This window comes from Methylobacterium trifolii (assembly GCF_022179685.1).
GTDB lineage: Bacteria > Pseudomonadota > Alphaproteobacteria > Rhizobiales > Beijerinckiaceae > Methylobacterium > Methylobacterium trifolii.
The window spans coordinates 1-22,769 of the sequence record NZ_BPRB01000186.1 but is presented as its reverse complement, the minus strand read 5'-3'; the positions used below and the strand labels follow the sequence as shown (position 1 = coordinate 22,769).

Below are 22,769 nucleotides of genomic sequence, written 5' to 3'. Positions count from 1 at the left end.
GCTGGGCATCTTGCGGGCGTCCCTGGGTGCAAGCCTCGGCTGGTGACCACAATGCGGGTTCCCAGCCGTTGCGTTTGTCGTGACGAGACGTTCTCTTGTCCCTGTGGGACAAGACATCGAAGATTCGTCGGGCGTCGCGCGACCGGCCGGAGGGGAGCGTCCCCAGGAGATCGGCTTCATCCTCATCCCCGGTTTCGCGCTGATGTCGTTCGCGTCGGCCTGCGAGCCGTTCCGGGCGGCCAATCAGCTTGCCGGCCGCAGCCTCTACCGGCTGCGCTATTTCGGGGAGGCGGCTGAGGGGCGGGTCGCGGCCTCGTCCGGGGTCGAGGTGCCGACCGAGGCGTTGCCCCGCGAGCACGGGTGCCTCCACACCGTCTTCGTCTGCGCGGGCGGCGAGCCGACCGCATGGGATCGGCCGGCAATCCACGCGGTATTGAGGCGTCTGGCCCGGTTCGGCGTCCGCATCGGCGGCATCTCCGGCGGCCCCTACCTGATGGCCGCGGCGGGACTCCTGGCGGACCGGGCATTCACCGTCCACTGGGAATACGCCGGTGCCACCGTGGAGGCGTTCCCGGGCTCATGCCTCACGCGCACGCGCTACGTCGCCGATCCGGACCGCTTGACCTGCGGCGGCGGCGTCGCTCCCCTGGACATGATCCACACGCTGATCGCAGGGCGTATGGGGGAGGCCTTCGCGCGCCGCGTGTCGGACTGGTTTCTGCACACGGCGATCGGCGCCGCGGCCGATCCGCAGCGGGCGTCCACGGCCGAGCGCTACGCGGTCCATCACCCCGCGCTGCTCGCCGTTATCGAGACGATGGAGAAGACGATCGAGGCACCGCTCAGCCGCGGTGCGATGGCCAGGCTGGTATCCTTGAGCGAGCGTCATCTGGATCGCCTTGTCCGGGACAAGCGCGGCGTCAGCTTCTCGGCGCAATACAAGGCGATCCGCCTGGCTCATGCCCGGCGTCTGCTGCGTCAGAGCCCTCTCAAGATCGGAGACGTAGCGGCGGCCTGCGGTTTCTCGGACGTCGCTCACTTCTCGCGAAGCTACCGGTCCTGCTTTGGATGCCGTCCGTCCGCGGAACGGCAGACGACCATTCGAGATGTCGCTTAGCAGCCCGGACGCAGTATCTGTTTCGACAGTACAAAGACATGTAAGCGAACGTGGGATCGCCCCGGTTTGCTGGACACCGAGAACGCGTTTGCGTGAGGTGTTTGTCCGATGCCCAAGAACCGTCCCGCATACTACCGCCGAGTTCCGCCGGCAGATGGTCGATCTGGTCCGCGCCGGCCGTGATCCCACCGATCCGGCTCGCGAGTTCGAACCCTCGGGCCAGACCACTCGGAGCTGGGTCGCCGAGGTCGACCGTAGCGAGGGGCGTCGGGAGGAGAAGCGCCTGGGTGCCGATCCCGGCCTGACGACGGCCGAGCGCGACGAACTCATCCGGCTACGGCGTGAGGTTCGGCAGCCGAGGCTGGAGCGTGCCCCGAAGGAGGCGCCTTCAGGCGTCAGTTCCTCTCCCGCGCGCGACAGCCTGGTTTGCGCGGGAGACCGGAGTTCTGCCGTCGGGGCCTTCCGATTCATGAGTGCCGACCAGGCCGACTTCCCGATCACGGTGCTGGCGCGCATCCTCGGCGTGCAGGCCGGGTACGATGCCTGGGCCGGCCGGCAGCCCTCGGCGCGACGCGTGGCGGACGCTGCCCTGCCGAGGCGGATCCGCGCCGTCCATCTCGGCTCGCACGAGACCTATGATCATCGCACGGCTGCAGCGGGGCCGAGCCATCCGCCACATCGGTCTGAGATTGTCGCTGAGGCGGACCCACGACAGCGCGGGAGCCGCAGGTCCGAGCGAGACTGCCTGACGCATCGCAGGAAATCGGAATCGAGGTCGTGGACACCGGGGCGAGATCGGGCCCCATCATGGCGCCTCAAGTCACCGGAGACGCGGCGAAGCCGTCTTTTCAGCGTGTTAAAGGCCATTTCTCTGTCATGCCGATCAGGGAACAATTGCGACGTGTGCAGAGAAACATTGCTCTAACGTCATCGCATCTGCGCGCTGACAGGACAGCAGGTCGCAATTGGAAACAAGAGATTCCACGCTACTAATCGAGCCCCCACACCATCCTTCTGAAACAATGAACGAGACGCGCTGACACAGCGCGGCGCCGATCCGAGAGAGATGCCTATGCACCAGAGCCTGCGATCTTGGCGAAAGATTACGTTTGGGAAGACGAGACAATCATATATGAAAAACGTATTATCCTGATACCGCATTCCATTGGCGTAGGAAAATTTTAAAAACTATCCTTTTGACTGATGAACCGGAACTGGAAGATCATGTCTGCACCGCGCCGGCCGCCGGATTGCTATGCGGCTGATCGTTTCGATGAGCCCGCAAGCGTCGAAGATCGACGGCGTTGCTGCTCACCGGCCTCGAGGCTTTGCGACGAAAGATGGTCTTCGTCGCTGCTTTGAGGAACCTGCCATTTCGACCTCGGGATTTGTCCCGTGCTGCGAAGATCTGCCTGCCTGTTTGCGTTCGCCTTTTCCGTGCTGACACCCGTGTCCGGGGTCGCGGAGCAGGAGCCCGTAGCCGTCACGCAAGCGGCATCGGGTCCCCTCGTCTCCACCGAGTGGCTGGAGAAGAACCTCGACGCGAAGAAGATCCGTATCGTCGAGGTCAGCGTCGATCCGGGGGTGTTCGAGCGCGGGCACATCCCCGGCGCCCAGAACGTCGCATGGCACACGGACCTGGTCGAGACCGTGAGCCGTGACATTGCCAGTCCGGACGAGTTCGCCGCCCTGGTGCGCCGCCTGGGGATCGACCGCGACACCACCGTGGTGCTCTACGGCGACAACAACAACTGGTTCTCGGCCTGGGGCGCCTGGGTATTCGCGCAGTATGGTCTCGTCGATAACGTCAAGCTTCTCGACGGCGGCCGGAAGAAATGGGAGGCGGAGAAGCGCCCTCTCGACACGCGGAACGCCGAGGTCGCGGCCTCGCGTTTCGGCGTGGCGCCGGCGTCCCCCGCCCTGCGCGCGCGACTGGCCGACGTGGTGGCGGTCGCTCGCAAGGAGCGCGACGAGCAGATCCTCGACATTCGCTCGCCCGACGAGTTCAGCGGCAAGGTGATCGCGCCGGCCGGCGTGCAGGAACTGGTAATCCGCGCCGGTCACATCCCCGGCTCGGTGAACGTGCCCTGGGGCAAGGCGGTGAACGCGGACAGGACGATCAAGTCCCCGGCCGAACTGAAGGCCCTCTACGCGGCTGCCGGCATCGACGGCTCGAAACCGATCATCACCTCCTGCCGCATCGGCGAGCGCTCCAGCCATTCCTGGTTCGTCCTGAGCCGCATCCTCGGCTATTCGACACGCAACTACGACGGCTCCTGGACCGAGTACGGCAACACCGTGGGCGTACCCGTTACGAACCTCACCGGGACCGTCTGGGGCGGACAGTGAAGGATTCCGTCGCGGCGCGCACAGTCTCGCCGCCGGCCCAACCGCCTGAGGCCTCCGTCCGGACGGACGGGGGCTTTCCCGTGCCGACGATCCTCGCCGTCACCATCGCGGGCGGGCTGGGGCGGCCTCCTCGTCGGCCTCGTTTGGCTGGCGCTCGCCGCCGTGACCCTCCGCCTTCCCGAGGACGGCGAGTTTCCCTACACGGCGGACTTCGCCGCCGGTGCAGCGGTGATCGGGGGGTTGCTCGCCGTCGTGCTCCCCCTCGCGGCGTCGCTGGGGCGCCTCGGAGGCCGCCTATATCACTGAGGGCCCTGACTCGCGGCGATCGGCCTCGGGCTCATCGCCTGGGAACTGGTCACGGCCAAGTTCGCGCTTCTACCGATGCCGTTCTTTCCGCCGCCCCAGGCGATCATGGAGGTGTTCTTCGAGGATTGGCCCAAGCTCGGCGGCAGCACCCTGAACTCGCTGCTGCTGCTCGTCGGCGGCTACGCCGTGGGCGCGGACGTCGGATTCGTCCTGGGTATCGCCATCGGCTGGTCGAGGGCGATCGGATACTGGGCCCATCCCGTGCTGCGCTTCGTCGGGCCACTGCCTGCCACCGCCTGGCTGCCGATCGCCTACTTCATGTTCCCCTCATCCTGGTCGGCCAGCACCTTCCTCGTGGCGCTCGCCACCGGGTTCCCCGTGACGGTGCTGACGTGGTCGGGTGTCGCGGGCGCCAACAAAGCGTATTACGATGTCGCCCGCACGCTCGGGGCCTCGCAGTCCTTCCTGATCCGCAAGGTCGCGATCTCGGCAGCCCTGCCACACGTCTTCGTCGGGCTGTTCATGGGGCTCGGCGGCTCGTTCGCCGTGCTGGTGGTGGCCGAGATGCTCGGGGTGAAGTCAGGCCTCGGCTGGTAACTGCAATGGGCGCAAGGCTGGGCTGCCTACGCCAACATGTACGCCGCGCTCATCGTCATGGCGCTGATGTGCTCCGGGCTGATCACGGTCCTGTTCCGCCTGCGCGACCGCCTGCTCGCCTGGCAGAAGGGCCTCGTGCAATGGTAGCCGTCCGCGCCCGTCCCACCGTGCCCGAGCCGGTCGCCGCGACGGGTGCACGCCTGTCGGCGGCGGACGTGTCCCACGCCTTCGACATCCGCGGCGCAGGCCTGCCCGTCCTCGACCACGTCGACCTCGACTTGGCGCCCGGCGAGTTCGTCGCCCTGCTCGGTCCCTCGGGCTGCGGGAAATCCACCCTGCTGCCCCTCGTCGCCGGGTTGGAGCCACCTGGTTCCGGGACGCTCTCCCTTGACGGCGAGCCGATCGGGGGTCCCGATCCGAGACGCCTCCTCGTGTTCCAGGACCCGACGCTCTATCCCTGGCGGACCGTGCGCGGGAACGTCGCCCTCGGGCTGGAGGCGCGAGGCCTCTTGAAGGCGCAGGGGTCGCGGATCGACGATGCGCTCCGCCTCGTCGGCCTCGCCGATTTCGCCGACGCCTATCCGCACCAGCTCTCCGGCGGCATGGCCCAGCGCACGGCGCTCGCCCGCGCCTTGGTCAACCAGCCGCGCCTTCTCCTGCTGGACGAGCCGCTCGGCAAGCTCGACGCCTTGACCCGGCTGGCGATGCAGGGCGAGTTGGTCCGCCTCTGGCAGGAGAAGGGATTCTCCGCCCTCCTCGTCACCCACGACGTCGAGGAGGCGCTGGTGCTGTCGAACCGGGTCATCGTGCTGAGCGACCGTCCGGCGCGAATCCGGGCGGAGATCGTCAACGACGCGCCGTATCCGCGCCATCGCGACGACCCCGACCTCGTCCGCCGGCGCCGCGAGGTGCTGGAGATCCTGGGTCACTTCGCCTGAGCCTGTCCGGTCCGGGCGCGCCAACGAGTGCGGCGCGCTCTGCGGCACGCCGCTGCTGATCGGGCGGACACGTGCTCTTCCAGCCCCACTCCTCGTCGCCAAGGCGCCTCATGCAACGCTCCATTCAGGTAGCCCTCGCCGCCGCCCTCCTGATCCTGGGCGGCGGGCCGTCCACGGCGGCGGCCGAGAAGACCCTGCGCATCGGCTACCAGCGCTCCTCAACCCTGATCGCGCTGCTGCGCCAGGATTCCGGCCTGGAGACCGCATTGAAGCCCCTCGGCGTCTCCGTCTCCTGGCACGAATTCACCAGCGGCTTGCCGATCATGGAAGCGCTCAATGCTGAGCAGATCGACGTATCGGCGGACGTGGCCGACACGGTCCCGATCTTCGCGCAGGCAGCCGGGGCGAAGATCAGCTACATCGCCCAGGAAGCCCCGTCCCCGGAAGCCCAGGCGATCCTGGTGCCCGGGGACTCGGCCCTGAAATCGGTGGCCGACCTCAAGGGCCGACGGGTCGCGGTGACCAAGGGCGCGGGCGGCCACTACCTACTGCTTGCTGCGCTCACGGAGGGGGGCCTGTCCTTCAAGGGGATCACCCCCGCCTATCTCACGTCGGCCGACGGCCGGGCGGCGCTGGCGAGCGGCGGTGTCGACGCCTGGGTCGCGTGGGACTCCTTCCTCTCCGCGGCGCGCCAGCAATCGGGCGCCCGCGTGCTCCGCGACGGCACCGGTTTGTCGCTGTACAAGCGCTACTACCTCGCCTCCGACCACTACGTGGCCGGGCAGGCCGACGTGCTGGCCGTGCTGTTCGCCAAGCTTTCCGAGACGGGCACCTGGGTGAAGGCCGAGCCGGAGGCGGCCGCCGCCCGCCTGTCGCCCCTCTGGAAGATCGAGACCGACGTGATCGTGCGCGCCAATGCCCGCCGCAGTTATCGGGTCGAACCAGTCACGCGCGCAGGGCTCGGCGAGCAGCAGACCATCGCCGACGCGTTCCGGAGCGAAGGCCTGCTGCCGCGTCCCATGGACGCCTCGGCCCTCGGCATCTGGCAGCCACCGGCACGGTGACGCCGGCCGCGTCGCTGAAACATCCTCACGCCACCGGTCACGGGCGGAGAGCGGGAATGACAGAGCCGCGGTAGCGCTCGCGGATTAAGGTGGCGACCGGTCCGAGTGCGGCAGCGTCGGGAGCCGCGCGACGCGCGGGTCGTGCGCGAGGGCCTGCGTCGTCACCAGCACGTCGGCAGGGGTTGCCGTCGGCCACTCCAGGCCGACAGCGTCGCGATGACCTTCAGAGGCGTCACCGTCCGGGCGGAAGCGGCCCCGAGGAGCCCGCGCGATTCTGCCGGCAGGACGCGGCGGGCCAGCGGCACGGCAAATGTTCGCTCTCGTCTCGCGGCTTGAGATCTCAGGTCGTCAGAAGGCCGAGCCCTTCCTGACGATGCCGGCGTAGCTCGATCGCGCCTGGACGCCCCAATGCCCGTCCTTTCGCGTCACGATGTAGAGGGACTCGTAGGAGCCGATCGGCTTGTCGTCCCGGCCATAGCGGGTGAACTCCACAAGGAAGTGCAGCTTGTCCTCTGATTGCTGGACGAGTTGGCGCCAATCCCAGCGCGTGTAGGCCCATCCACCTTTGGCGAGGTCCCGGACATCGTTCGAGGCGGCGTACTCGGCCGGGGTGTCCCAGACCTGAACCTGGTCGGCCGCTAGGCGCACGTGAGGGAAGTTCAACGTCGCCGCCCAGGCGTCGGCATCCCTCGCATTGAAGGTCGTGATGAAGGCGTCGAGGACGGAACAGCCCTGTCGCAGCAATGGCACCGGATCGCCCGAGACGCATTCGTCGGGGCGGTGATCACCGGCCGTCGCCATAAGGGGCAGCGGCATGCAAAGTCCGAAAGCGACGGCGATACGAAGTCGTGTCATCGATCAAGCTCACCACAAGGACGGTCGGGTCGTCAGACGAGATAATAGAGGTCGGTGGTCCGGCATCGAGCGGGCGCGCTCTCGTCTGCAGCCAGCGTGGCGTAGGTCTGCCGCACGGCCTTCAGGGTCGCCGAGTCGCGGTCGTCCTCCTCCGGGAAGACGCGCTCGGAGGGATACCACTCCGTGAAGCGCAGGCGCGCGATAGCGGCGAGGAAGTCCGGCTGCGCGCCGGCGAGGCGCACCGTGACGTCCGCCTCCTCGGCGTCGCGCAGGAATTGCTCGACCACCTCGAGGCAGACCACGTCCGGGTGGCGCACGCGCTTCAGGCGCACCACGATCTGGCCCATTCCCTGGAACCGGGCGCGTTGCAGCGCGTCGTTGAGGGCCCGATCGAGGTCGGGAGCCGCCCCGAAGAACAACTCGCCCTGTAGGTCGATCAGGATCACGCTCGGCGAAGGCGGATCGCCCTTCACGCGCTCGCGGACCACGCCCTCCTGCGTGACCACAAGCTCCGACGCCTTCAGTTTCGCTGCGCGCGGCACGAAGAGCAGGATCGAGAGCGCGACGCCGATCAGGATCGAGAACTCGACGCCGATGGCCAGCGCCGAAAGTGCGGTGACGACGACGAGGCCGGCGTCGAAACCGGAGGCACGGACGGTGTAGCGCAGCCGCGACACGTCGATGAGGCGGGCGGCGGTCACGAAGAGCAGGCCCGCGAGCGCCGCCTTCGGGATGAACTGCGTAAGCGGGGCGAGCGCCAGCAGCGCGGCGGCGACGGCCAGCGCCACTACGACGCCCGAGAACCGCGTGACCGCGCCGGCCTGGAAGTTGATCGCCGAGCGCGAGAGCGAGCCGGAGCCCGGCAGGCAGTGGAAGAACCCGCCGGCAAGATTCGCAGCGCCTTCCGCCAGGCATTGCCTGTTGTAGTCGAGGGGCTGGCGGGTCTTGTGGGCGATCGACTTGGCGATAGCGAGCGCTTCCAGCAGGCCCATGAAGGCGATGGCCAGCGCAGAACTGCCGAGGTCGGACACCCAGGAGAGGCGGATGTCGGCGATGTGGAAGCTCGGCAGGCTCGCCGGCACCACGCCCGCCACGCCGACTGCCGTCTTGCCGTCGGCGCCGGCCACTGACCATCCGGCAAACCACGCGAAGCCGGCGATGACGATCAGGGTCGCGAGCATGTCGAGCTGCGGCAGGCGATAGCGACGGATCACCATCCTCAGGAGGACCGCGAGGGTGACGGCACCGAGACTCAGCGTGAGCGCTTTGCCGCTGATGGGGCCGCCCTCGTTCAGGGTGAGCCAGAGGCGCACAAGGACGTTCTGGTCGCCGTGGCCGCGGTTGCGTAGGCCGAAGGCGTTGCCGATCTGGCTGATGGCGAGCAGCGCCGAGGCGCCGGCCATGAAGCCGAGGATCACCGATTCCGAAATGTATCGGGTCAGGTCGCCGAGGCGGAACACGGCGATCAGGATCTGGATCGCACCGACCATCACGCCGAGCAGGAACATCGCCTCCGCTGCCTGGGCCCGGGCGTCCGGATCGAAATGGCTGAGCGCGCTGAAGACGAGGAGCGAGATCGCACTCGTCGGGCCGTTGATGAGGTGCGAGGACGAGCCGAGGATCGATGCGATCAGGGTGACGACGATCGCCGAATAGAGCCCGTAGCGGGGATCGACACCGGCGAGCAGCGCGTAGGCCATGCCCTGCGGAAGCGAGATCGCCGCAACGGTGAGCCCGGCGAGCACGTCGCGGCGCGCGGTCCCCGCATCGTAGCGCAGGGCCGAACGCCATGCGGACTGGCGTGTCGCCGGGGATGCCGGGAAGGGGCGAGCGGAACCGGTCATTGCGAATGCGGCCGATACACGGTGTCGATGATGCCGTCCTCGGCGAAGAACCGCGCCTGCGCGTCCGCCCAGTCTCTGGCGATCGCGGTGACGGGAAACAGCGTGATCTTCGGCAGGCGGTCGGCGTGCCGGGCGAGGACCTCCGGCTTCGACGGGCGATAGCCGAGGCTCGCGATGGTTTCCTGCGCGGCGTCGCCGAACAGGTATTGCAGATAGGCCTCGGCCGCGTCGCGCTTCCCGTCCTTCGCCACCTTGGCGTCGACGAGCGCGACCGACGGCTCGGCCAGGATGCTCACCGGCGGGTAGACGACCTGGAGGGTGCCGTCGGAGGCCGCGACCTCGCGCTGGGCCTCGTTCTCCCAGGTCAGGTGGACGTCGCCGATGCGCTCGACCGCGAAGGTGTTGGCGGCACCCCGCGCGCCGGCATTGAAGCCCGTGGCATGGGCGAAGAGCGCGCCGAGATAGGTGCGGGCGGCATTCTCGTCGCCTCCGCGGGTCACGACGGAGCCCCAGGCCGCCAACGCGCTGAGCTTGCCGTTGCCCGAGCTCTTCGGATCGGGCGTCACCACCTCGACGCCCTTGCGCACGAGATCGGGCCAATCGCGGATGTCCTTCGGATTGCCGGTCCTGACGACGAAGACGATGGTCGAGGTGTAGGGAACGGCCCGGTTCGGCAGCCGGCGCGCCCAATCGGCCGCCACGAGCCCGCGCTTCACGAGCCCGTCGATGTCGGAGGGCAGGCCCAGCGTCACCACGTCGGCGTCCTGCTCGCCCGCGATGACGGCGCGGGCCTGGCGCGACGAGCCGCCATGCGACTGCTTCACCGCGACCGTGCGTCCGGTTTCCTTCGCGTAGGCCGCGACGAAGCCGGGATTGATCGCGGAATAGAGTTCCCGGGTCGGATCATAGGAGACGTTGAGCAGCGTCGCCTTCCCGCTGCCGTCGAGGTTGTGGGCGAGGAGCAGGGCGGCGGCGACTGCGATCGCGGCGAGGGCCGCCGCGTCTGCGAACAGGCGGGGTTTCACAGCAGGCGCTCCTGCCTCGAAGGCGGACCGCTCCCGGCGGTCATGTCATGGGATGGCTCGTTCACGCGGGATCACCGGAGGCTTGAGCCGGGCTTACGTTCGAGGCCCGGCCGTAATCTTGGGATAGACGCGAAAATGCGGTGCGCCAAAGCCAAATAATCCCGACAAAACAATGCCCTAAAACTGAACCTTACGCGGCGAGCTTGTTCTCCGAAGCTCCTCGAAGCCACGCATCGCCTTCTCCGGGCCGGATCGTGATCGGCGCATCGCTCCGTCGCGGCGCGCCTCCATGCGATAGAGTGATTCGCCTCTCCCCGCGCCGCCGACCCGCCGCAAGCGTCGGGGTGTCGTGCATTCGGAGAGGAACCTCGATGGGCACGGATGCTGCGTGTTGATCAGCACGACCTGCCGCCCGAGCCAGTCGTGGCTCAGATTGGCGCCGAACCGGAGCAGGAAGGCGGCATCGGGAAAACGATCGGATATCCGACAGATCGTCTAGGTTGCTATCGACCCATCACAGACCCTCGAAAGCTCCGCTTCCCGGCCGCTCGATGAACGAAGACCTACGATCGGGTAGGATGGCTTCCACACCAACGGCTTCGGAGCGTAGAGGGGCTCAAAGTCGACATCGCTGCAGCAGGTTCCCAGGTCGAGGGTCATTAAGCGAACCATGACGTCATAGCTCGGCCGAGGGCCGCCTCGTCGGGGGCGGTCTCGCTTGCCCGAACGACGATCCCGTCGGGCCGCACAGGGACGGCTTGCAAGCCCAGCCCATCCCGAGCGTCTGCCGCGACGTGGCAATTCTCGAAGGCGCAGGGACACGTCGAATGACCTACCTGGCGTGCCAGGGTATCTTCGTCAGGCCCGGACTTCGTCTTCCGGCGCGCGCAGGCGGTATCCGACGCCGGTCTCGGTCAAGAGGATGCGGGGCCGCTCCGGGTCGGCCTCCAGCTTGAGTCGAAGCTGGCGCATGTAGACGCGCAGGTACTGCGGATCGGATGACGTGGAGACCTCGCTCATGAGCTGGGCGTGGGTCAGGGCTTTGCCGGCATGCTGAATCAGGACCCGCAGGAAGTCGTACTCGCGCGGCGTGAGTTTGACATCCGCGCCTCGCACCCGGACGAGCCTGCGCACCAAGTCGACGCTGAGGCCGTCGACCTCGAACACGGCGCGCTCACCCTGGACTGCCAGCTGATGGCGCAGGGCCGCCCGGATTCGGGCCAGGAGTTCACCCATGCCGAATGGCTTGGTGACGTAGTCGTCGGCGCCGAGGTCGAGGGCCTCGACCTTTCCAGCCTCGTCGTTCCGGCTCGAAAGGACCACCACGGGCAAGTCGCGATAGTCCTTCCGAACGACGCGCAGCAGATCGTGCCCGCGCATGTCCGGTAGGCCGAGGTCGAGGATGATCAGATCGACAGTCTCGCGCGACAGGATGTCGAGGGCGGCACGCGCGTTCGGCGCCTCGAAGACGTCGAAGCCCTGGGTGGCCAAGCCCGTGCGCAGGAGCTTGCGGATCGGTGGCTCGTCGTCGATGACGAGGATGTTCATGCTGAAGCCGCACGTTTCGAGTGAAGGTGTCCCGCCGCGGGGACGGGCAGGAGGATGGTGAAGACCGCACCCAGGCGGTCGCGGCGATTGCCTGCCGTCAGCGTGCCGCCCATGGCCTCGACGAAACCGCGCGCTATGGCGAGGCCAAGGCCGGTCCCGGCCCGGACGCTGTCGGATTTGCGGACCCGGTAGAACTTGTCGAATACCCGCTCGACATCGGCCTCGGGCAGCCCGTCGCCCTCGTCGAGCACCTCGAGGCGGACCTGGCCATGCTCGGCCGTGCCCCTGACGGTGACCGTCGAGCCCTCGGGGGCGTACTTGGCGGCGTTGTCGAGGAGGTTGACCAGAACCTGCTCGAATAGGACCGGGTCGAGTCGCAGGGCCGGCAAGGCGGTCGGGAGATCGAGCACGACCCGATGACCCGTGAGGATCCGACCGAGGCGGCGCAGGGCGGTGTCGACCGTCTCATCGACGTCCTGTGGCGTCAGGCTCGCAGCGATTGCACCCGCCTCCAACCGGGTCATGTCGAGGAGGTTGACGATGAAGCGGTTCAGCCGCTCCGATTCCTCGATAATGGTGGCGAGAAGGTCCTTCTTGGCGTCGTGCGGAAGGGCTTCCTCGAGATCGCGCAGGGTGGTGGCCGCCCCAAGCACCGAGGACAGCGGCGTGCGCAGGTCGTGCGAGATCGAGGTGAGCAGTGCTTGGCGCAGTCGGTCGGTCTCGGCGGCGCGCTCGGCCCGGTCGAGATCCTCGACCAGCCGGACACGCTCGATGGCCAGCGCCGCCATGTCGGCCAGCGCGTCGAACAGGCGCCGGGCTTCGGGCGAGAGGATCGGCCCGGTGCCGTCGGTATCGAGGCCGATCACGCCGACGATGCCGCGGCCTGTGCGCATCGGCAGGAACAGGCGCTTGGCCCCCGGCAGGGTGTCGGCGCCACGGCCGGCCGGTCGCTCGTTGTCGAAGGCCCAGGTCGCGGCGCCGAGGTCGGCGGCGTCGAGCGTATCCTCCGGCGGGAAGCCGGCGCGGATCGAGACCGCGCCGTCCTGGGACAGTAGGAGCACGACGCGAACTCTTAACATTGCGGCGATCTGGGCCGAGGTTGCCCAGAGCACGTCGTCAAGGGTGGCGCAGCCGGCGAGCTTCCGGCTGAAGCCGTAGAGCCGCTCGGTGGCACGTGCCCTGCCATGGGAGACGACCGCCTCGCAGCGGGAGCGGGACGCCAAATTCGAGACGACCACCGCGACCACGGTGAACAGCAGGAACGCGGCGACATTGGTCGGGTCCGCGATGGTCAGGGTGTAGACAGGGGGTAGAAAGAAGAAGTTGTAGGCCAGAGACGCCGCGACGACGGCCAACAGCGATGGCCCCAGCCCGAAGCGTACGGCAACTGCGACGATGGCGGTCAAAAGGATGAGGTCGGCGTTCTCGACGCCGAGATAGGGCTCGACCAGCAATGCAAGCCCGAGGGCCGCTCCCGTGCCCAGGAGCCCGATGGCATAGGGCAGGATTTCGATGGGGCGCTTCTCGACCGCCGTGGCGACCGACTTCGCCGGGACCGGATCGGCCCTCGCCGCCTCGCCGGTGATGACGTGGATGCTGATGTTGCCCGAGCGCCGGACGATGTCGTGCACCACCGAGCCGTTGAGGAGTTCGAACAGCGCAGAGCGGTCGGTCTTGCCGAGGATAATGTGGTTGACGTTGGTGGAGCGGGCATAGGCCAGGATGTCGTCGGCGACGCGCCGCGCGCCCGGCAGGGTCACTGCATCGCCGCCGAGGCGGTCGGCGAGGCGCAGGGTGTCGGCGATGCGGTCGCGCGCGGCCTCGTCGAGGGACAGGCTGCGCGGTCCCTCGACGGTGACCGCGGTCCAGGGCGCGTGCAGGCGGTCGGCGAGGCGCTTGGCGTGGCGCACGAGGCCGGCGGAGTGCGGGTCCTCGCTAACGCAGACGAGCACCCGCTCGCCGGCGCCCCACGGGCCCGCGATGGCGTTGGCCTGCATGTGACTGAGAAGCTCGTCGTCGACCCGGTCGGCGGTCCGGCGGAGCGCCAGTTCCCGGAGCGCCGTGAGGTTGCCCCGCGAGAAGTAGTGCTTGAGGGCGCGCTCGGCGTTGCCTTTCACGTAGACCTTGCCGTCCCGCAGGCGCTGGATGAGGTCGTCCGGGTTCAAGTCGACGACCTCGATGTCATCCGCGCGGTCGAGGATGCCGTCGGGCACAGTCTCGCGAACCCGAATGCGGGTGATCTGGGCGACGACGTCGTTCAGGCTTTCGACGTGCTGGATGTTGAGCGTGGTGTAGACGTCGATGCCGGCGTCGAGCAGTTCGTCCACGTCCTGGTAGCGCTTGGGGTGGCGGGATCCCGGCGCGTTGGTGTGCGCGAGTTCGTCTACCAATGCCAGCGCCGGCCGGCGCTCCAGCAGGGCGTCGAGGTCCATCTCCTCAAGGACCGTGCCGTGATACGGCACGGGGCGAGGCGCTACGGTCTCGAAGCCCTCCAACAGGGCCTCGGTCTCGGTGCGTCCGTGCGTCTCGGCGACGCCGACGACGACGTCCGCTCCCGACTTGAGCCGGGCGCGGCCGACGGTCAGCATCTCGTAGGTCTTGCCGACCCCCGGGGCCGCCCCGAGGAAGATCTTGAGCCGGCCCCGGCTGCCTTCCTCGCGCCGTGCCGCCTGGAGCAGCGCGTCGGGAGAGGGACGGTCGGGATCGTGGCGCTGGGCCGTCGTGGTCAGGATGCTCATCCAGCGATGTCACTTCGAGCCCAAACCGTCCAGGGCGAGATTGAGGGCGAGCACGTTCACCCGCGGCTCACCGAGGATGCCGAGCAGGCGATCCTGGACCTGGGCTTCCACGAGGCCCCGCAAACGATCCTCGGAGAGGCTGCGTGCCTTTGAAACGCGAGGGACCTGGAACAGGACGGCCTCCGGCGAGAGGTCGGGATCGAGGCCAGAGCCGCTCGCGGTGACGAGGTCGACCGGGACGGGCCGGCCCGGGTTCTCGGCCTGGCGCGCCGCGACGTCCGCCTTCACCCGCTCGGCGAGTGCGGCACTGGTCGGGCCGAGGTTGGAACCGGAGGAGTTCGCGGCGTTGTAGGGTGACGGCAGTGTCTTGGTGGCGTCGGCCGGGTCGGCGGCGGTCGTGGCCGAGGGGCGGCCGTGAAAGTAGCGGTCGCTGGTGAACGATTGCCCGATCAGGCTGGAGCCGACCACCTTGCCGTCGCGCTCGATCAGGCTCCCGGCGGCCTTTGCCGGGAAGATGGCCCCCGCAATGCCGGTCATCGCGAGGGGGTAGGCGAGCCCCGTGAGCGCCGTCAGGGCGATCAGCAGGACGAGGGCGGGGCGAAGCTGGTTCAACATGACGATGGTCCCGAAGGTGGTGCGCGCAGGCGGCTCAGACGAGGTGCAGGGCGGTGATGGCGAGGTCGATGGCCTTGATGCCGACGAACGGCACCAGGATGCCGCCGAGCCCGTAGATCAGGAGGTTACGACGCAGGAGGGCGCCGGCCCCGACCGCCCGGTAGGACACGCCGCGGAGCGCCAGCGGGATCAGCACGACGATGATGAGCGCGTTGAAGATGATCGCCGAGAGGATCGCACTCTCGGGCGAGGCGAGGCCCATGACGTTGAGCGCCTGGAGCTGGGGGTAGAGCACCAGGAACATCGCTGGGATGATCGCGAAGTACTTCGCCACGTCGTTGGCGATGGAGAACGTGGTCAGCGCCCCGCGGGTCATCAGCAACTGCTTGCCGATGCCGACGATCTCGATGAGCTTGGTCGGGTCGCTGTCGAGGTCGACCATGTTGCCCGCCTCGCGGGCCGCCACCGTGCCGGTGTTCATGGCCACGCCGACGTCGGCCTGGGCGAGCGCCGGGGCGTCGTTGGTGCCGTCGCCGCACATGGCGACGAGCTTGCCCTGCGCCTGTTTCTTACGGATGAGCGCGAGCTTGTCCTCCGGGGTGGCCTGGGCGAGGAAGTCGTCGACGCCGGCCTCGGCCGCGATGGCGGCCGCGGTCATCGGGTTGTCGCCGGTGATCATCACGGTGCGGATGCCCATCTGGCGCAGCTCGGCGAAGCGCTCGCGGATGCCGCCCTTCACGATGTCCTTGAGGTAGACGACGCCGAGAAGCCGGCCGTCCCGCGTCACGGCAAGGGGGGTGCCGCCGGCCTTGGCCACGTCCTCGGCAATGGACTGGATCTCGCGCACGGTCTCGCCAGCGACGCCAGGGCTGTAGGCCAGGGCCACGTTCGAGCCACGCGTGGCCATCGGCTGCCGGCTCACGGATGCGATGATGGAATCCACGGCACCTTTGCGGATCGACGACCCGTCGAGGTCGACGCCGCTCATCCGGGTCTGGGCGGTGAACGGCACGAAGGTGGCGTTGAGGCTCGCCATGTCGCGGGCGCGGAGGCCGTACTTGTCCTTGGCGAGCACCACGATGGAACGGCCCTCGGGGGTCTCGTCGGCCAGCGACGCCAACTGGGCCGCGTCGGCGAGGTCCTGCTCGGAGACGCCGCGGACGGGGCGGAACTCGGTGGCCTGGCGGTTGCCCAGCGTGATGGTCCCGGTCTTGTCCAGCAGCAGGGTGTCGACGTCGCCGGCCGCCTCGACGGCCCGCCCCGACATGGCGAGCACGTTGAAGCGCACGAGCCGGTCCATGCCGGCGATACCGATGGCCGAGAGCAGCGCACCGATGGTGGTGGGGATCAGGGTGACGAAAAGGGCTACGAGCACGATCAGCGGGATCGCGCCGCCGGCATAGGACGCGAAGCTCGGGATCGAGGCGACCGCGAAGACGAAGATGATGGTGAGGCCGGCCAGCAGGATGTTGAGGGCGATCTCGTTAGGGGTCTTCTGGCGCAAGGCGCCCTCGACCAGGGCGATCATGCGGTCAACGAAGGTCGAGCCGGCGGCCGCCGTGATGCGGACGCGAATCTCGTCTGAGAGGACTTGGGTACCTCCGGTGACGGCCGAACGGTCACCGCCGGATTCTCTGATGACGGGGGCGGACTCGCCGGTGATGGCGGCCTCGTTGACCGAGGCCACGCCGAGGATGACCTCACCGTCGGACGGGATGATGTCGCCGGCCTCGACCAGCACCACGTCGCCGACCTTCAGGTCGTTGCCGGGGATGGTCTCGAAGTCCCGGCCGGACCCTTTCAGGCGCTTGGCCATGGTCTCGGTGCGGGTGCGACGCAGGCTGTCGGCCTGGGCCTTGCCGCGTCCCTCGGCAATGGCCTCGGCGAAGTTGGCGAACAGGACCGTGAACCAAAGCCAGAGGATGATCTGGCCCGAGAACGAGAGGTCGGCGCCGCCCGTCAGGACGTCGCGCACGAACAGCACGGTGGTGAGGGCGGCGACGACCTCGACCACGAACATGACCGGGTTCTTGATCATCTTGCGTGGGTCGAGCTTGGTCAGGGCGCCGACGAGCGCAGGCCCGACGAGGGCGGCGCTGAAGAGGTTGGTGGAGTTTGGGCGGGCCATTGCGGGTGTCCGGATTTGGATGGGGTAGCATCTCGGGCGGCGGCGCGGTGGCGCGCCGGCGGGCGGGGCTCAGGGTGCCAGTGCGCGATCCAGGAGGCCTGCCCCGACCATGATGCCGAGGGCGCCGAGCAGGGTGAGGCCGAGCATGCCGAGGATCACGTCCGAGAGGCGGAGGTCACGGCGGTTCCGCTGCACCTTGTCCCAGGTCGGCGGGCGGGGGCGGTGGGCAGTGAGCGCCCGGCGGGTGAGTGACCGCCTCGGGGCGCGGTGCGGAAGCGAGAGGTGCCGCATCTCAGCCTCCCGCCGCGAAGGTCTGCCCGAGGCCGCCGGCGAGGTGCTCGACGATGGGACCCAGTGCCAGCGCCGGGAAGAAGGTCAGGCCGCCGACGATCAGGATCACGCCGACCAGCAGGCCGACGAACAGGCCGCCATGGGTGGGGAACGTCCCGGCCGAAGCCGGCACGGTCTTCTTGGCCGCGAGCGACCCCGCGATGGCGAGCGCCGGGACGATGACGAAGAACCGTCCGAACAGCATGCCGAGGCCGAGCGACGTGTTGTAGAAAGCGGTGTTGGCGCTGAGGCCGCCGAAGGCCGAGCCGTTGTTCGCCGCCGCCGAGGTGAAGGCGTAGAGGATCTCCGAGAAACCGTGCGGTCCGGCATTGGCCGGACCGGCGAGGCCCGCCGCGACCACTGTGGCGAGCGCCGTGAAGCCGAGCATCATCAGCGGCAGGCACAGGATGGCGAGCATCGCCATCTTGACCTCTCGCCCCTCGATCTTCTTTCCGAGATATTCCGGGGTGCGCCCGACCATCAGCCCGGCGACGAAGATCGTGACGATGACGAAGACCAGGATGCCGTAGAGGCCGGCCCCGACGCCACCGACGATGATCTCGCCGAGCTGCATGTTGATCAGTGGGATCATGCCGCCCAGCGCCGTAAAGCTGTCGTGCATGGCGTTGACGGCACCGCACGAGGCCGCCGTGGTCACCGCCGCGAACAGCGACGAGGCTACGATCCCGAACCGGACCTCCTTGCCCTCCATGTTGCCGCCGGTCAGGCTGAAGGCGTTGAGGACGGGGCTGCCAGTGCTCTCGGCCCAGTAGACCACCGCGGTCCCGGCAAGGAACAGCAAGCCCATGGCGGCGAGGATCGCCCAGCCCTGGCGTTCGTCGCCGACCATGCGCCCGAAGACGTTGGTCATCGCCGCGCCGATGGCGAAGATCGAGACGATCTGGATGAAATTCGAGAGTGCGGTCGGGTTCTCGAACGGGTGGGCGGCGTTGGCGTTGAAGAATCCTCCGCCGTTGGTGCCGAGCATCTTGATCGCGACCTGACTTGCCACCGGGCCGACCGCGACGGTCTGCTTGGCCCCTTCCAGGGTCGTCGCCTCGACGGCACCGCCCAGGGTCTGCGGGATGCCCTGCCAGACGTAGAACAGCGTCAGCGCCATGCAGAGCGGCAGCAGCACGTAGAGGGTGGTCCGGGTGAGGTCGACCCAGAACGAGCCCACCGTGTTGGCGGAAGCCCGCGCGAAGCCACGCACCAGGGCAACGGCCAGCGCGATACCGGTGGCAGCGGACAGGAAGTTCTGGTGGGTCAGCCCCAGCATCTGCGTGAGGTACGACATCGTCGTCTCCCCGCCGTAGGACTGCCAGTTCGTATTGGTCACGAAGCTCGCCGACGTGTTGAAGGCGAGATCCGGCGCGACCGCAGACTGCCCGTCCGGATTAAACGGCAGCACCGCCTGGAAGCGCAGCAGCGCATAGAGGGCGAGGAAGCCCAGCACGTGGAACGCTAGCATCGACAGGGCGTAGGCCAGCCAGTGCTGCTCCTGCGCGGAGTTGATGCCTGCGACGCGGTAGAGACCGCGCTCGACGGAGGCGAGCACGGGCGAGAGGACGGTTCGCTCGCCCGTGAAGACACGGGTCATGTAGCCGCCCAGCGGTCGAGCGAGCGCCAGGACGACCGCGCAGAACAGCGCGATCTGGATCCAGCCGTTGATCGTCATGGAAGGTGTTCCTTCAGAACCGCTCGGGGCGGACGAGGGCGTAGGTGAGGTATCCGAGCAGCCCCAGGGTCACGAGGGCGCCAAGCGTCAGGTCGAGGGTCATGGCGGACCTCAGAAACGTTCGCAGAGGACGGCGTAGCCGGCGGCCAAGCCGAAGAAGGCGAGCCCCAAGGCGATGAAGGCGATGTCGAGCATGGTCGGTCCGTTCGGTTCGGGGGCCGATGCAAGACCGGTCTCGCCCGTGTCCAATGTGGACGCGAACCGCATTAGGGTTCGAGATGGAAGCGGAGACGACTTTATAAGGATTGTATTAGGATCACGGCGCTCGCCGCTCGGCCCCAAAACAACTGCAATGTAGTTCGGGGGTATGGCCAGGCGCGGGGCGAAGCGGAACTTCGTGCACCTGAGGAGCAGCGTGTCTGGCCTGACCAGGGGCATCAGGTCTTCCACGTCGGCAGTTCGGCCCGGACGACGCCATCGCCTCTGCGGCGATGACTGTGGAAGGCAATCCCGCATCCCCGATACCGGGACCGCAGACGCTGCAGGCATCCCGAGGATGAGGTCTGGCCGACGGTCCTGATTTTGTCGGGTCGGGTCGGGTCGGGTCGGTCGATGACGTCCATGGAAGCGGTTGCGCCACGCACCCTCTTGGGGCGGCCGGCGACGATACTCGAACCGGCATAAGGGTTCGAAAGGGAACGGGACAGGTCGAGATAAGGATTTGATATCGGCGGCTGAGCGAAGACCCCGCCACGTGTGCATATGACCGTCAGCGCGAACGAATGTTCGCTTTGAGAAACGGCCGGTCGAAAGTCTAATGACGAGTTTGAGTCGTAAACAGCTCGCTACTCCATCGGAAAACCGATCGTTTCGTGAACAAATTTTGAAGAGGATATTAAACATAAGTAATGGGGGATCGCGGCTCGGTCAGAGAAGTGTTGGCTGTTCACCCGTCGCCAGCGTCCTAAAAGTGGTCTTCCCTGGGGTATGACTTTGCGCCCTGTGGAGGATGCCATCATGGGACGGATGTAGCATACGGCTGAAGAGATCGTCGCGAAGCTGCTGGCTCAACGACCGCTCGTGCCTGCGTTTGCGGCCGGAGCGCCCCGATCACGTCTGGTCCTACGAATTCGTCGAGCACGGGACGCAAGTACCGGATGCTGAACGTCATCGATGAGTTCACCCGGAAGTGCTTGGCAATCCGGATCGCTCGCAAGCTGAAGGCGCTCGACGTACTCTCAGATCTATTAAATCTTCGTGGTGTTCCGGGGCATGTCTACTCGGATACCGGGCGGGAGTTTATCGCCAAAACTGTTCAGGGGTGGATCGCAGCGGTCGTCTCGAAGACCGCCCACATCGAGCCAGGCAGTCCGTCGAACAAAGCTATTACGAGAGCTTCAACGCAAAGATTTAGGATTAAATTCCTAATGGCGCAGTGTTCTACACGCTCAAGGAGGCCAGCGTCGTGATCGAACGATGGCAAAAGGACTACAACTGCTCATCAGAACACACATCTCGCTATGTCGTTGATGCGAAGAGGGATTGCTGCGCCGGATGCGGTACCGCGGGGTGTTTACCGCGGTTCAGAGCCACTTGCGCGAGGACCCGGGCAGCCGAGCCGTCGAGAGCGGCGCGGCTGAACACCCAAGGTCCGTCCGCGAGCGGATGTGCGGCATCGATCTCGCCCCGTTCCGCGGCCAGACGAAGGGTTCGTGCGGCAACGCCGACGCGCGCGGCGGCTTGGGTCAGGTTCAGCCAGGGCTCGTCGCCCTCCGCAGCCTCGCGGAACACTGGGATGCGGTACTGCGAGCGCAAGGCCGTGACGCGCTCGCGTGTGAAGCGGTTGCCGTGCCCCGTCCTCACGCCGTTACGGTTGAGCACGCCCGCGATCACGTCGTCCCGCGCGATCAGCGCCAGCGTGCGCACCGCTTCGATCACGTCGGTGGGCGTGCTGGTGCGCTGGCCGCGTCGCCGACGCGGCAGGCGGTGCTCGGTGTGGGCGCCGCCGACCCAATGCAAGGTGAGCACGATCTCGGCCTGCGCCTCGTCGAGGTCGGCGATTGCCTCATGGATCAGGGTGCGCACGATCCGCTTCTTGAGTCGCGCGTCCGTCGTGGACGCCGACCAGACGCCCTGCAGGTCCGCGGCGAGCGTTTCCATCGCGACCGGAGCAAGGGCGGGCGCGGGAGCGACCGCGTCGTGCTCGGCGACGCGCGTCTCGCAGGCGCCGACCCGGGACAGAGCCCGGTTCCAGCGCGCTTCGAGTTCGCCGGCGACCAGGCGGTTCTCGGGATCGGCGGCGTCGTACTGGCGGAAGGTGCGGTCGGCCGCGTAGCGCGCCGCCTCCAGGTCGCGCACCATCGCCTCGCGTGCCTCGTCGCGTCGCATGCTCGCCTGCGACTCGGCCGCCCGCGCCGCCGCGATCGCGCCCGGCTGCACCACGGACAGGAGGGCCGCCTCGACGACGTCATCGACGCGCAGGCCGCCGAAGGCGATGCAGTTCGGCTCCCCGTAGTCGATCCGCCCGCGCACGCAGGCGTAGCGCGGGATCTGACCCTTGGCTCCGGTGTACTGCACGCTCAGCTTGCGTCCGCAGCGCCGGCAGCGCAGCAGGCCAGAGAGCAGCGCCGCGCCGTGCTTGGGCGCGCCGCGGGAACTCATCGGGGCGTTCTCGCTCACCATCGCCCGGATCGCCTCCGCCCGCTCCCACTCCACGTAACCTTCATGCGCGCCCGGCTTCAACGCCAGCCACTCCGAGCGCGGCGTGCGCCGGGCCCGCGCCTTGGCGCCGGCCGCGTCGTAGCTGGCCGTGACGCGGCTTCGGCCGTAGGCGTAGGCGCCACCATAGGCCGGGTTGGCGATGAACTCGCGCAGCGTCGAGTAGCGGGGGCGGTGCCAGACGACCGGGCCGGCGTTGACGCGTGTCGGCAGGTCGAGCCCGTGCTCCAGGAACCACAGCAGGGCCTGACGCACGCTGCCCAACTCGGCCACCTTGTCGATGGCCAGCCGAATCGCGGCCTGCACGCGCCGATCGGGATCCATCTCAAGCCGGTCGCCGACCTTGATGAAGCCCACGGGCGCCGCGACCACGAGTTCGCCGCGGCGGGCCTTCTCATAGCGCGCAGCAAGCGAGCGCTGGCGCAGGAGGTCAAGCTCGTACTCGTTGAGGCTGCCCTTGAGCCCAAGGAGCAGCCGGTCGTTACCCAGGCGCGGCGCGTAGATCGTCTCCTGGTCGACGAGCAGGGTATCGACGACGCGGCACATCTCGACGAGCTGCTGCCAGTCACGGCTGTTGCGGGCGAAGCGGGAGACCTCGCGGGCGGCGACCGCGCCGACCTTGCCCAGGCAGACCTCGGCGACCATGCGCTCGAAGCCGGCGCGGAGCGTACCGCCGGCGGCCGAGCAGCCGAGATCCTCGTCGATGACCTCCACCTCGGCGAAGCCGAGGCCGACAAGGCGCTCGCGCATAGCGTATTGCAGGGCTTGGCTCTCGCGATTGTGCTGGACCTGATGCGCCGAGGACTGACGGACGTAGAGCACGGCTTTGCGGGCTCGATGCTGCGGGCCGATCTTCTCAGTGCTCATCGGCGCCTCCGGCTCGGACGTTCTGCTGCGAGGCTCTCTCGGTGTGAGCGAC

The 22,769-nt window shown here is 67.9% G+C and carries 16 protein-coding genes and 2 pseudogenes; 6 read left to right on the top strand and 12 right to left on the bottom strand.

The window, feature by feature from the left end:
• Nucleotides 1-103: 103 nt before the first annotated feature.
• From COGEMETH_RS16305 to COGEMETH_RS16285, 5 genes and pseudogenes are all read left to right on the top strand, one after another.
• Nucleotides 104-1,117, top strand: a complete 1,014-nt coding sequence (locus COGEMETH_RS16305; protein ID WP_238183652.1) for a GlxA family transcriptional regulator — start codon at nt 104-106, stop codon at nt 1,115-1,117.
• Between the two features lie 1,440 nt (nt 1,118-2,557).
• Nucleotides 2,558-3,466, top strand: coding sequence for a sulfurtransferase (locus tag COGEMETH_RS16300; protein ID WP_373875381.1), 909 nt, complete (start codon nt 2,558-2,560; stop codon nt 3,464-3,466).
• 45 nt (nt 3,467-3,511) lie between these two features.
• Nucleotides 3,512-4,516: pseudogene (locus COGEMETH_RS16295) on the top strand (ABC transporter permease).
• Nucleotides 4,510-5,307 carry an ABC transporter ATP-binding protein gene (locus COGEMETH_RS16290; protein ID WP_238183651.1) on the top strand — a complete coding sequence of 266 codons (798 nt, stop codon included), beginning with the start codon at nt 4,510-4,512 and terminating at the stop codon, nt 5,305-5,307. The pseudogene COGEMETH_RS16295 and the gene COGEMETH_RS16290 overlap by 7 nt, the downstream one beginning before the upstream one ends.
• A gap of 110 nt (nt 5,308-5,417) precedes the next feature.
• Nucleotides 5,418-6,371 (top strand): aliphatic sulfonate ABC transporter substrate-binding protein, encoded by a 954-nt coding sequence (locus COGEMETH_RS16285; RefSeq protein ID WP_238183650.1) that lies wholly within the window; start codon nt 5,418-5,420, stop codon nt 6,369-6,371.
• A 348-nt stretch (nt 6,372-6,719) separates the two neighbouring features.
• Here COGEMETH_RS16285 and COGEMETH_RS16280 read toward each other — a convergent pair whose 3' ends face one another.
• From COGEMETH_RS16280 to COGEMETH_RS16230, 11 genes are all read right to left on the bottom strand, one after another.
• Entirely contained in the window at nt 6,720-7,187 is a 468-nt protein-coding gene (locus COGEMETH_RS16280; RefSeq protein WP_238183649.1) for a DUF6841 family protein, read from the bottom strand.
• A 71-nt stretch (nt 7,188-7,258) separates the two neighbouring features.
• Nucleotides 7,259-9,070, bottom strand: coding sequence for a SulP family inorganic anion transporter (locus COGEMETH_RS16275; protein WP_238183648.1), 1,812 nt, complete (start codon nt 9,068-9,070; stop codon nt 7,259-7,261).
• Nucleotides 9,067-10,095 carry a sulfate ABC transporter substrate-binding protein gene (locus COGEMETH_RS16270; protein WP_238183647.1) on the bottom strand — a complete coding sequence of 343 codons (1,029 nt, stop codon included), beginning with the start codon at nt 10,093-10,095 and terminating at the stop codon, nt 9,067-9,069. Before COGEMETH_RS16270 ends, COGEMETH_RS16275 begins: the two co-directional genes overlap by 4 nt.
• A gap of 858 nt (nt 10,096-10,953) precedes the next feature.
• A complete protein-coding gene (locus tag COGEMETH_RS16265; protein ID WP_238183646.1) occupies nt 10,954-11,643 on the bottom strand; it encodes a response regulator in 690 nt (229 codons plus the stop codon).
• The gene (locus COGEMETH_RS16260; RefSeq protein ID WP_238183645.1) at nt 11,640-14,381 is read right to left on the bottom strand and encodes a DUF4118 domain-containing protein; all 2,742 of its coding nucleotides are present in this window, start codon (nt 14,379-14,381) and stop codon (nt 11,640-11,642) included. Before COGEMETH_RS16260 ends, COGEMETH_RS16265 begins: the two co-directional genes overlap by 4 nt.
• Before the next feature lie 9 nt (nt 14,382-14,390).
• Complete coding sequence (locus COGEMETH_RS16255) at nt 14,391-14,996, bottom strand: K(+)-transporting ATPase subunit C (protein WP_238183644.1); 606 nt, start codon at nt 14,994-14,996, stop codon at nt 14,391-14,393.
• A 34-nt stretch (nt 14,997-15,030) separates the two neighbouring features.
• Nucleotides 15,031-17,124, bottom strand: coding sequence for a potassium-transporting ATPase subunit KdpB (kdpB, locus tag COGEMETH_RS16250; protein WP_238183643.1), 2,094 nt, complete (start codon nt 17,122-17,124; stop codon nt 15,031-15,033).
• Between the two features lie 69 nt (nt 17,125-17,193).
• Nucleotides 17,194-17,415 (bottom strand): hypothetical protein, encoded by a 222-nt coding sequence (locus COGEMETH_RS16245; protein WP_238183642.1) that lies wholly within the window; start codon nt 17,413-17,415, stop codon nt 17,194-17,196.
• Between the two features lies 1 nt (nt 17,416).
• Nucleotides 17,417-19,132 (bottom strand): potassium-transporting ATPase subunit KdpA, encoded by a 1,716-nt coding sequence (kdpA, locus tag COGEMETH_RS16240; protein ID WP_238183641.1) that lies wholly within the window; start codon nt 19,130-19,132, stop codon nt 17,417-17,419.
• A gap of 13 nt (nt 19,133-19,145) precedes the next feature.
• A complete protein-coding gene (locus COGEMETH_RS16235) occupies nt 19,146-19,235 on the bottom strand; it encodes a K(+)-transporting ATPase subunit F (RefSeq protein WP_036267122.1) in 90 nt (29 codons plus the stop codon).
• Between the two features lie 8 nt (nt 19,236-19,243).
• The gene (locus tag COGEMETH_RS16230; RefSeq protein ID WP_238183640.1) at nt 19,244-19,399 is read right to left on the bottom strand and encodes a hypothetical protein; all 156 of its coding nucleotides are present in this window, start codon (nt 19,397-19,399) and stop codon (nt 19,244-19,246) included.
• Nucleotides 19,400-20,192: 793 nt separating this feature from the next.
• Between COGEMETH_RS16230 and COGEMETH_RS16225 the strand changes: the two are divergent.
• Nucleotides 20,193-20,648: pseudogene (locus COGEMETH_RS16225) on the top strand (integrase core domain-containing protein); the annotation flags it as partial.
• 2 nt (nt 20,649-20,650) lie between these two features.
• Here COGEMETH_RS16225 and COGEMETH_RS16220 read toward each other — a convergent pair.
• Nucleotides 20,651-22,717 (bottom strand): recombinase family protein, encoded by a 2,067-nt coding sequence (locus COGEMETH_RS16220; protein ID WP_238183639.1) that lies wholly within the window; start codon nt 22,715-22,717, stop codon nt 20,651-20,653.
• Between the last annotated feature and the right edge of the window lie 52 nt (nt 22,718-22,769).

What these genes read in the sequence shown, in the direction of transcription:
- COGEMETH_RS16290 (WP_238183651.1), top strand. Translation starts at nt 4,510, where the DNA reads ATGGTAGCCGTCCGCGCCCGTCCCACCGTGCCCGAGCCGGTCGCCGCG.
- COGEMETH_RS16285 (WP_238183650.1), top strand. Translation starts at nt 5,418, where the DNA reads ATGCAACGCTCCATTCAGGTAGCCCTCGCCGCCGCCCTCCTGATCCTG.
- COGEMETH_RS16280 (WP_238183649.1), bottom strand. Translation starts at nt 7,187, where the DNA reads ATGCCGCTGCCCCTTATGGCGACGGCCGGTGATCACCGCCCCGACGAA.
- COGEMETH_RS16275 (WP_238183648.1), bottom strand. Translation starts at nt 9,070, where the DNA reads ATGACCGGTTCCGCTCGCCCCTTCCCGGCATCCCCGGCGACACGCCAG.
- COGEMETH_RS16265 (WP_238183646.1), bottom strand. Translation starts at nt 11,643, where the DNA reads ATGAACATCCTCGTCATCGACGACGAGCCACCGATCCGCAAGCTCCTG.
- COGEMETH_RS16260 (WP_238183645.1), bottom strand. Translation starts at nt 14,381, where the DNA reads ATGAGCATCCTGACCACGACGGCCCAGCGCCACGATCCCGACCGTCCC.
- COGEMETH_RS16255 (WP_238183644.1), bottom strand. Translation starts at nt 14,996, where the DNA reads ATGTTGAACCAGCTTCGCCCCGCCCTCGTCCTGCTGATCGCCCTGACG.
- kdpB (WP_238183643.1), bottom strand. Translation starts at nt 17,124, where the DNA reads ATGGCCCGCCCAAACTCCACCAACCTCTTCAGCGCCGCCCTCGTCGGG.
- COGEMETH_RS16245 (WP_238183642.1), bottom strand. Translation starts at nt 17,415, where the DNA reads ATGCGGCACCTCTCGCTTCCGCACCGCGCCCCGAGGCGGTCACTCACC.
- kdpA (WP_238183641.1), bottom strand. Translation starts at nt 19,132, where the DNA reads ATGACGATCAACGGCTGGATCCAGATCGCGCTGTTCTGCGCGGTCGTC.
- COGEMETH_RS16235 (WP_036267122.1), bottom strand. Translation starts at nt 19,235, where the DNA reads ATGACCCTCGACCTGACGCTTGGCGCCCTCGTGACCCTGGGGCTGCTC.
- COGEMETH_RS16230 (WP_238183640.1), bottom strand. Translation starts at nt 19,399, where the DNA reads ATGCGGTTCGCGTCCACATTGGACACGGGCGAGACCGGTCTTGCATCG.
- COGEMETH_RS16220 (WP_238183639.1), bottom strand. Translation starts at nt 22,717, where the DNA reads ATGAGCACTGAGAAGATCGGCCCGCAGCATCGAGCCCGCAAAGCCGTG.